Origin of the sequence: Pseudofrankia asymbiotica, assembly GCF_001983105.1 — a bacterium.
Lineage (GTDB): Bacteria > Actinomycetota > Actinomycetes > Frankiales > Frankiaceae > Pseudofrankia > Pseudofrankia asymbiotica.
The window spans coordinates 1-9455 of record NZ_MOMC01000142.1 but is presented as its reverse complement, the minus strand read 5'-3'; the positions used below and the strand labels follow the sequence as shown (position 1 = coordinate 9455).

Below are 9455 nucleotides of genomic sequence, written 5' to 3'. Positions count from 1 at the left end.
GGCGGGTTTGTCCGGGATCGTCTCGGTCGCCGTCTCGGTCGTCGTGCTGGCCATCTGGTGCCTCCTCTACCTGCGCCTATGCACAGAGTGTCACAGGGGAGTTACACCGTTGTTCTTCTTACAGGCCCCCATGAGTGCCGCCGCACCGGCTCGCACCCCGCCGGCGGAAATGAGTCGCTGGTGGTCACGCCGGGTTGTCTATGGGTTGGATCCCTTGATGCGGCTGATGAGTGCATGGTCGGGAGGTAGKGTGGCCCTCGCCATGGCGAGGGCGGACTCGTGGAGGGCCGTCGCCCGGTCTGTATGGCCGAGAGCGTGCTCGGTCTCGGCGAGGTAGTGCAGGCATGCGGCGGTCCTGGGGTGTGGATCCGGGAAGGCGGCTTGGAGGATGGCGAGCGCGCGTGTCGTGATGTCGAGAGCCAAGGCCGGGCGGTCGAGCGCGAGCATGACTCGGCCAAGGTTGCCGAGATCGATGGCGACGTCGGGGTGGTCGGGGCCGTAAGCCTGTGTGTCGATGGCAAGTGCGCGGTCGAGATGTTCTCGGGCCGCGTCGAGGTCGCCGAGGGCCAGACAGGCGAGACCCAGGTTGCCGAGGTCGCGGCCGACGTCGGGGTGCTGCGGGCCGTGTAGCGCTTCGTCGGTGGCGAGGGCCTGTTGGTAGTGGTGGAGGGCCTGTCGGTGGTCGCCGAGTTCCCGGAAGGCTTCGCCGGTGTTGTTCAGGACTGTCGCGACGAACTGATGCTCGTCCCCGAAGTGTCCACGCAGGATGGTGAGCGCTCGCTGGTAATGAGGTAGCGCCTGGTCGGCTCGTCCGAGTGTGTCCAGCTCCATCGCGAGGTTGTTCAGACGGATCGCGACGTTGGGATGGTCCGGCCCGAGCAGCGCCTCGTCGATGTCGAGTGCCTCGCTGAAGAGGAGAGCCGCTTTCTCGGGCTGGCCGTTCTTGCCGACGGCTGTCRCAAGGTTGTTCAGGGTGATCGCGGTTTCCGGGCTGTGGTAGCCGAAGATGTCGACGGTGACCTCTACGGCTTTCTGGAGGGTCAGGGTGCCTTCCGGGAGATGCCCGGCATCCAGGAGCGCACGGCCGAGGTTGGTGAGATGTTCGCCCCGATCGGCGGACGTCGTCGGCGAACTGAGGTCGACAGCGCGCCGGAGCAGGGGGACGGCGGTCTCTGGCTGACCGGTGGTGTGCAGGTAGGTACCTGCGTGGTCGAGAAGCCAAGTCACGGTGTTCGGGTCCGTCACGGCCGGCGTCGCCGGGTCAGGATTGTCGACCAGGTTCAGCACATGGGGGAGGGCCTGGGACCATGTCGTCCACGAGGCAGGCGCCTCGTGAATCTCACTGGGAAGGACCTCGACGAGCATCCTGGCGAGCCGATCGGCGTAGTCGCGCCGGCTACGGCTTGTGGTCGCGCGGCGAACTGATCGCTGCACGAGGCGGTGGATCTGCAGCCCGTCGGGCAGGCGTCGAACGAGCGCGTAGCGGACCAGGGCTCCCACGCAGTCGGCGGCCGAAAGCTCATCGCGCAGCACCGACCGCAGCGGACGGGGCAGCTGCCCCGCGCCACGGGTGAGGAGTTCGAGCGGGACTGGTTCCGGGGCCAGCAGACTCATGCACCGCAGCAGCTGGACGGCGGCTGGCGCCTCCAGGCGCAGCCGCGCGAGCGACAGTGCCCAGACGTTGCCCACGGTGGTGGCGTAGCCGGCCGCCTTGCCACGGTCGAGGAGGTCCTCGCCGCGCTGACGCAGCAGACGCAGGTAGTCCGCCGGAGGCAGGCCTGTCTGGTCCAGGTAACCGGCGGCCTGCTCAACGGCGAGAGGCAGGTCCCCGAGCTCCGCGGCGAGGTCGACGGCGAGCACCACGGGCAGATCATCGACCCGCCGGTGGAGCAACGCGGTGGACTCTTCCCGACTGAACACGTCGAGGTCGATCCGCGATCCCAGTGCGCCGACACCGGGATCACGCGCGGTGATCAGGATACTTCCCTCGCCTCGATCCGGAATCAGACCGGACAGAGCCCGGAGATCGTCGACGTTGTCGAACACCAGCAGCCAACGTGTTCGAGCGCGCAGTTCCGCGAGGGCCATGGCCGGTGTCGGCGTGGAAGACCCGTCGGTGACCCCGAGCTCGACCGCGAGAGCAGCGAGGCGGTCCGCGACAAGGCGCGAATCCTCAGCGGCAGCCCACCACACCAGGTCGTAGTCGGCGGCATGGCGGCGCGCAAACTCCGCGGCGAGCAGGGTCTTGCCGACTCCGCCCATGCCGCACAGGACGGCGACGGCCGGCCGACCGGGCGCGGGCCGGGTCCGCAGCGCTGCGTAGAGTGCGTCGAACTGCGGCTCGCGGCCGATGAAATGCCGATGCCGAGGCGGCACGTCCCACACCGCGGGCAGACCGGCGGGAAAGTCCGGCCGTTCGCCTGCGGCGCCGGCAGGGAACAGCGGTGCTTCACCTGGGCGGTTGTCACCATCCCGGGCGGCGCGTACACCATCCAGCAGCCGCGTCCTCGCCGCCTGTTCGTCCTCGGCGCGGCYGGCATCTGTCAGCTCGATCCAGGTGACCGAACCCAGCAGGCCCGGCGGGTCGCAGCGGCGAACGCGTACAGGAATCAGCTTGCGGTCGACACYGGTCGGATCTACTCGCCAGGCGGCCTCCCACTCGGCGCTCCCGTAGRCCGAGAGCAGGTAGTCCGGAGAGAGAACAGCCACCATGTGCCTCGATCGGACAAGACCTTCCTGAGCTCGATGAACCCAGTTCGATCCCGGCACGAAGTCCCAGGCCTGGATCAGCACCCGGTATCCGGCACGCTCCAGCTGCCACGCGATCCACTCCCCCCACAGTCGGTCCGGCCGCGTATAGCTCACGAAGAAATCCCACGCTGGCGTCCCCCGCCCGCCATCCATCARCTCGGCTTCTCCCAGATCACAGCCTGGAACACCGCAGAGCCCACCGCGACGGTCTGGACGGTGATGTACCCGGTTCTACCTTCCGACGTGATGACACAGATCAGCATCCCCGGCACGATCACTATCTTGGACGCGGGGTTACTCATTGCCTGCGTGAGGCACTGGTTGGATGTCGGCGCGTCGGGGCCGACCCACGGGCTTACATGGCCGTTGTACGCCGTAATGTAGGTTCCGCGGGCGGAATCCCGGTCCGGAGCCCATATTTCGAAGGCACCCCCGTCATTTATGACGGCTATCGGAACTTTGTCTAGATTTACGCTGGAATAGTTCGAGTTAGTCTCCAGCGTGAAGGTTCCACGCGAGTACTCCGTGGTCCCCACGGAGTCTGCGCCTCCTGCGGGGGACGTGATGGTGGGCTGAGCGCCACCGGAGGGGTCGGAAATCTCTCCCGGACGTTTTCCAGAGGCGGTGGGAGAGGCGGTCGAAGAGGGCGCGACGGGAGGCGCCTGCGATGCGGTCGCCACGGGGGGAACCGCCCCGACCGCCGTCCTGGGGTCCTCCGCCGAGCAGCTCTTCGTGATCAACACGGTCACCAGAATGACGACGACCAGAACGAGGACGACCAGCCAAGGAGAACGTCCACGGCGAGTGGGGCCAGGCGGCGGATACCGATGATCGACGATCTCGCCCCGCAATGGTCGATCCGGCGGGCCCGCAGGTCGCGGAGCGGACGGCCATTCCGCGGATCGGTCCATGCCGGCGGGTTGGTGCGCCCTGTCGGCTGGGACGAGCGGCCCTCCCGAGGGGGGCGCCTTGCGGAGTCGCCCTGGCTCCGTGGCCCCGTGGGCACTGCCCTCTGTATTTTCACGGTCGTCAACCACTTATCCGTCCCCCGATTATGTCTCAGTAGCGACTCCATCGCTACCGGACATGATGATCTAACACGAGTCAGGCCAGGGTTACACCGACACGTGTCGACTTCGTGACAGAAATTCGGCGTTCGTCGGCTGTTTTTGGAGGGCTGGACGCGTGGATGCCCTGGCGGGCTTGGGATCAGACGGCTGTGGCAAGATCCGTGAACGCGACCGATAGCCGTAGCCGTGGATCAGCGCTGACGGGTCATGGCTGAGCCAGACCTCGCCTCGGCGGTCGAGCGACTCGCGGACTCATCCCTCGCGGGGCGCACGATCTCGTGGAGACCAACCGTGGTTGCTCGATAGTGGTGTTGACGAGGCGATCAGTGACCTGCCGCCCGTCGCCCCGCCGGCGGGGCGACGGGCGTCACGCCGAGAGACCGGAGCGAGGGCGCGGCGTGGTGCTGCGGTGCGGGAACACGGAGTCGACAGGGCGCTGGTACCTGACGTTCTCGACCGCATCGAGTCCTTCGGCCCGACACAGCTGACCGACGCCGTGCGAATGGTGACAGCGGAGAACCTTCGGGCTGAGTCGCGCCGACGGATCGACGGGTCGATCGACATCGGTGACACGCTCGGGTGGAATCACTGGCTGTCGACCTGGCCGAGCAGGTCCTGGCCGACCGGCTGCGCGCTCGGCTCCGACCACCCCAGCCCGTGGCCTCCCGTAGCAACCTCGCCAAGGCATACCGGGCAGCGGGGCGGATGGGAGAGACCAGCGACCTGTACGAGCAGGTCCTGGCCGACAACATCCAGGGGGTTCGGCTCCGACCACCCGTTGACAAGCACCGCAGACACCAACCTTGCTTTCGAGCGGGCGCCGTCCTCGCCGATCCGCCGGGGCTGCTACCAACTGGTCTGCGTGATCGTCTTGGACCGTCTTCGGGGACGTTTCGGGGACAGTGTCGTCAACGAGCATCTTGCCCCGTGGTGGCCGGCGTACGGYGCCCGAACCGTCGGCGTGTGCAACACGGGTGCGGACCAAGAATCGGCCCGACTACCTAAAGACGCTGGTGAGACGCCTAACCTACGCCGGCACGATCGGTACCACCCCACAGATACACACGCAGGCCCTCGCAGGTCCTGCGCACCGATCTGACGGTGGTCAGGGTCGCCTCGACAACTCACTCGCCCTCACTACCACGACCTCCTCCCAGCGAGGATCTTCCCGCGTCCATGACTTGCCTTTCCCCTGGCGCTGTGTCARTTTGCCGTTCAATTCAAGGTAGCCGTCACGATCAATGTCCTTCCTAACGCGACGCATGAGCTCCTGAGAATCGAGAGTTAGATCGGAGTTCGGCCTGTCGAGCAGCACCGTAGGGCACTCCTCGACAAAGGGTGCGTAAAAGTCGCCCGGCGGCATAAATTCCCACCAGAAGTCGCCGAGGAGCCACCCGTGGCCCTTTACGTGCGCTTTATTGATCGAATGGTACCGCCAATTTTTCGGCATCCAGATTCCCTCAAACCGCTCTACCTGGACCCATTCGGTAGTGTGGATTTGCACAGTGGGCGCGTGYGCGTCCAAAAGTGTGCGACGAGCCTTCTCCAAGAGCCCAGGGCCAGATTCACGTTCCTTCTTGCGTGCTGCATTGCGGGCATCTTCTTCGGCAGCTTTGACCCGCGCCAGTTCGGCACCAGCGCAGGACTCGCAGAGGCGGTGACCACCAACCAGGGCCGAATGATCTCCACAGACCGGCAACCCACAGGCCGAGCATTCGCCGATCGAATAGGTTCCGCACTTGCACTTCGGAGTCGCGATCGCATCTCCCTCCGAGTAGCGGGTACCACAGATACGATTCTGTTTGATCACAGGAGGGCCGTGGTGATGGCCGGTGAGTCCCGGTCCACCGACTAGGTACTCGATTTCTCCAGTGCAGCGCCAGTACCCTGGCGCGATTGGCTGGCGGGCACTCGACCCACATTGCGGACATGCCACTACTCCCCCGATCCGCGGCTACCACATGGCCTTGCCCCACTGCACGCGGCAAGGCCATCGTTGCCGACAATCCATGTCGAGCGAGCCTGGCCGCCGACCATTCCACGAGCCGACGATCATCCCGCATGCCATCAAGAACCAGTGTGGCACTGACGGACAGGGACCTGTTCGGAGGCTGGCCCATCGGATGCCGTCATCGCCACAGACTTGAGCAGAGCATCTTCGGCCAGCCACGCGCGGCATCACCCTCGGTTGCGAGGTCAACGAGGGTTTGGCCGCGCGATGGTCGGCGTGCCGCGCCCCGAGCCGTGCGGCGTGTGCAACGCGGGTACGGACCAAGGCCCGGCCCGACTACCTAAAGATGCTGGTGAGACGCCTGAGCTTACGCCAGGACGACCGATACCACCCCTTGGTTGCACACGCCGCTCGTTAGGTCGATTGAGGTCATCTCGACGGGCAACGCTTCGGCAGCGGCGCCGTCCATCTCGGCGTCGTGAGCGTCCTTGAGCATGGGCGACGCCTCGTGCTCTTATCGGCGTGTCGGGTAGGTGGTGGCGGTGTGCGATGATCGTGTGACGACGTGCATGATTCGTGGATTGATCTCGGGGGATCTGGTGTCGGAGCCGTGGGTGGGGTTGGCGGAGGCGATCGGTGCGATTCGGGCGGAGTTGATCGCGGCTCAGGTGGCGGGTGTGGGGTCGCCGATTCGGTTCGCGGCGGAGCCGATCGAGCTGGAGCTCGGTGTCGAGGTGCGGACGGGCGGTAAAGCGGATGCGGGGGTGCGGATCGGTGTGGTGTCGATCGGTGCGGGTGGTGAGCGGTCGTCGGCGGCGTCGCACAGGTTGACGGTGCGCCTGGCGCCGGTTGATCCGGTGACGGGTGATCGGGCGTTGATCGGCGACGACGAGTAGCCCCGGGCGGGTCTAGATGGCCACGGGGGGTGGTGTCGGTGTGCCGCCGGCGCAGGTTGTCGAGGTGCGCGCGGTTCGGGCCGATGGGCGGGAGCGGGTGGGTTCCGGGCTGCTGATCACGCCACGACTGGTGCTGACGGCCGCGCATGTGGTGTTCCCGGATGGCAATGCTCCGGTGGGACGGGTGCGGCTTCGGGTCGGGGTTGGCACGGTGGGGCGGGTCGCGGCGGAGGGGCGGGTCGTGTGGCCGGCGGTGCGCGGTGAGGTGGATGCCGCTCTGGTCGAGATCGTGTCTGATGGGTGGGAGGCGCCGCCGGTTGATGGGCTGCGGTGGGGGGTGTTCACGGGTCGGACGGGTGGGGTTGCCTGTGAGGCAGTGGGTTTCCCTCGAGTGTTGCGGGAGGGTGACGCGGTCCGGGAGACGAATCATCTGGTCGGGTATGTCAGTCCACTGGGTGGCGTGATTAGCGGCCGTTATGACGTGAACGTGGCCGATCCGCCACCATTCGCGGGTCCCGAGGATGGTGAGTCCTCGCTGTGGTCAGGCATGTCGGGGGCCGGGTTGTTCGCCTCGAAGGATCACAGTGGTGTGGGGTGGTTGCTAGTCGGGGTGGTGGTCGCCGATCTGCGGCGCTTCGCCGGCGGCAGGCTTTCAGCGGTGCCTGCGGAGATCTTGCTGGCCGACGGGGAGTTTCGCCGGCTGGTGGCGGTAGCTGGTGGCGAGGTTGGCTGGCAGTCGGTGGAGTTGGCTGGCCTGCTGAGCAACCTGCCCAGGGCAGGCCGGTTGAGAACGCCGGCGCACCTACTGCGGGCAGACGCCGCCGTGGTGGGTATGCGGGGCCGCGAGGAGTTGTTGGCCGCGTTCGCCGGCTGGTGCCACGGCCCGACGGATACCGGGGTGCGGTTGTTGACCGGTCCGGGTGGGCAGGGCAAGACGCGATTCGCTCGTGAGCTGTGCGCGCGGATGCGGGACGCGGGGTGGGTGACTGGCCTTGCTATCCCGAGCGAACACTCACCCGTCATGGAGTTGGYGGCCACGGACCGGTCGGTGTTGATGGTCGTGGACTATGCCGAGACGCACGGCGACTTTCTCGACCGCCTGCTGGGAGTGCTGGGCGATCGTGCCAGCCGGCGTCCGGTGCGGCTCCTGCTGGTCGCGCGCACCGCCGGGGACTGGTGGACGGATCTGTCTCGCCGTTACGACCTGGCCGACGGCGCCGAGGTCGTGGCCTTGGCGCCGGTGGATGTCACGGTCGCCGGTCGCCGGGAGGCGTTCGCCGAGGCGGTCGAAGCGTTGGCGGCCCGGCTGCACGAGGTCGACAGCACGGTGGACTGGGAGGCGCGCGCAGCTGCGGTTGTCGGGCCTCGTCTGGACCCGGATGCTTTTGGGCAGGTCCTTGCTGTGCACGTGGCGGCGCTGGTCGCCCTGCTCGATGTCGACCGGCCGCCGGACTCGTCGGCGGGGGCCGAGTCGTGGGATCGGGTTGCGGATCGGCTGCTGCGACACGAGGAGGGCTACTGGATCCGGGCGGCCCACGGCCGTGGCATCGACCGTGCGTCGTCGACGCTCGCGGACGGGGTTTTGGCCGCGACCTTGTGCGGCGCCGCGTCGCACCAGGATGCGCTGGCCACGCTGGCCCGGTTGCCGGGTTTCGCCGGGACGGACGGGCTAGCCCATGACGCGCGTGACCAGGCGGTGCGCTGGCTGGCCGACCTCTACCCGCCGCCCCCCGACCGGCCTGCCAGCCGGTGGGGTGGTGTGGTCCCGGACCGGATCGCGGAGCACTTCGTCGCCCGAACCGTCGAACAGCGTGAGGGTGCTAGCAGAATCGAGCAGTTGTTGGACGGTGCCAGTGCTGGGCAGATTCACCAGGCCTTCACGGTGTTGACGCGCGCCTCCGCGGCGCGCCGCGACCTGGCCGACCTCGTCTATCGGCTGGTCGTTGACGATCCGGTCAGCCGGGCCGTGCCTGCGGTGCGGGTCGCGGTCGAAACCCCCACCCCAACCGAACTGCTCCGGGCACTCGCCACAGTGGCGGATCAGCTCGACGCCGACCAGCTCGGCGCCGTGATCGACGAACTGCCTCGTTATAGCACCCGTCTACTCGACCTCGCCGTCGATCTTCAACAGGCATATGTCTCCCGCCTCCGGGAAGCCGACTCGTCTGACGATGCACTGAGCGGACTCGCGAGCTCGCTGAACAACCTGTCCGTGCGCCTACGTGAGATGGGTCGATGGGAGGATGGCTTGGCCGTGATCGAGGAGGCGGTCAGCGTCTACCGTCGATTGGCCGCGGTGCAGCCGGATACTTTCCTACCCGATCTAGCCATGTCGCTGAACAACTTGTCGACCGGGCTGGGCGAGTTGGGTCGATGGGAGGATGGTTTAGGCTCGATCGAGGAGGCTATCGGTATCTACCGTCGGTTGGCCGAGATGCAACCGGATGCCTTCCTACATCGCCTGGCCACGGTGCTGAGCACCCTGTCGGTCCAACTGGGTGAGTTGGGCCGATGGGAGGATTCTCTGGCTGCGAGCGAGGAGGCTGTTGGCGTCTACCGTGGATTGGTTGATGTGCGCTCGGATGACTTTCGGGACGACCTGGCCATGGCACTGAATAACCTGTCGGTCCAACTGGGTGAGTTGGGTCAACGAGAGGATGGCTTGGCCGCGAGCGAGGAGGCTGTCAGTGCCTACCGTCAGTTGGCCGACGTGCAGCCGGACGCTTTCCTACCCGATCTAGCCAGGTCGCTGAGCAACCTGTCGGTCCGGCTGGGTGAGTTGGGTCG

At 66.8% G+C, this 9455-nt stretch carries 6 protein-coding genes; 2 read left to right on the top strand and 4 right to left on the bottom strand.

Annotation, left to right across the window (positions count from 1 at the left end):
* Nucleotides 1–198 precede the first annotated feature (198 nt).
* The 4 genes from fxsT to BL253_RS45055 all read right to left on the bottom strand — a co-directional run bounded on the left by fxsT (nt 199) and on the right by BL253_RS45055 (nt 6268).
* On the bottom strand, nt 199–2865 hold the full coding sequence (gene fxsT / locus BL253_RS38460) for an FxSxx-COOH system tetratricopeptide repeat protein (protein WP_076823013.1): 2667 nt from the start codon (nt 2863–2865) through the stop codon (nt 199–201).
* Nucleotides 2866–2903: 38 nt separating this feature from the next.
* The gene (locus BL253_RS42090) at nt 2904–3287 is read right to left on the bottom strand and encodes a hypothetical protein (protein WP_131831703.1); all 384 of its coding nucleotides are present in this window, start codon (nt 3285–3287) and stop codon (nt 2904–2906) included.
* 1119 nt (nt 3288–4406) lie between these two features.
* Entirely contained in the window at nt 4407–4610 is a 204-nt protein-coding gene (locus BL253_RS38455; RefSeq protein ID WP_076823012.1) for a hypothetical protein, read from the bottom strand.
* 1529 nt (nt 4611–6139) lie between these two features.
* The gene (locus tag BL253_RS45055) at nt 6140–6268 is read right to left on the bottom strand and encodes a hypothetical protein (protein WP_274535315.1); all 129 of its coding nucleotides are present in this window, start codon (nt 6266–6268) and stop codon (nt 6140–6142) included.
* Nucleotides 6269–6314: 46 nt separating this feature from the next.
* Between BL253_RS45055 and BL253_RS38450 the strand changes: the two genes are divergently transcribed.
* On the top strand, nt 6315–6668 hold the full coding sequence (locus BL253_RS38450; protein WP_131831702.1) for a trypco2 family protein: 354 nt from the start codon (nt 6315–6317) through the stop codon (nt 6666–6668).
* A 40-nt stretch (nt 6669–6708) separates the two neighbouring features.
* Nucleotides 6709–9455: tetratricopeptide repeat protein (locus BL253_RS38445; protein WP_158230520.1), on the top strand; the 2747-nt coding region annotated here is incomplete at its 3' end.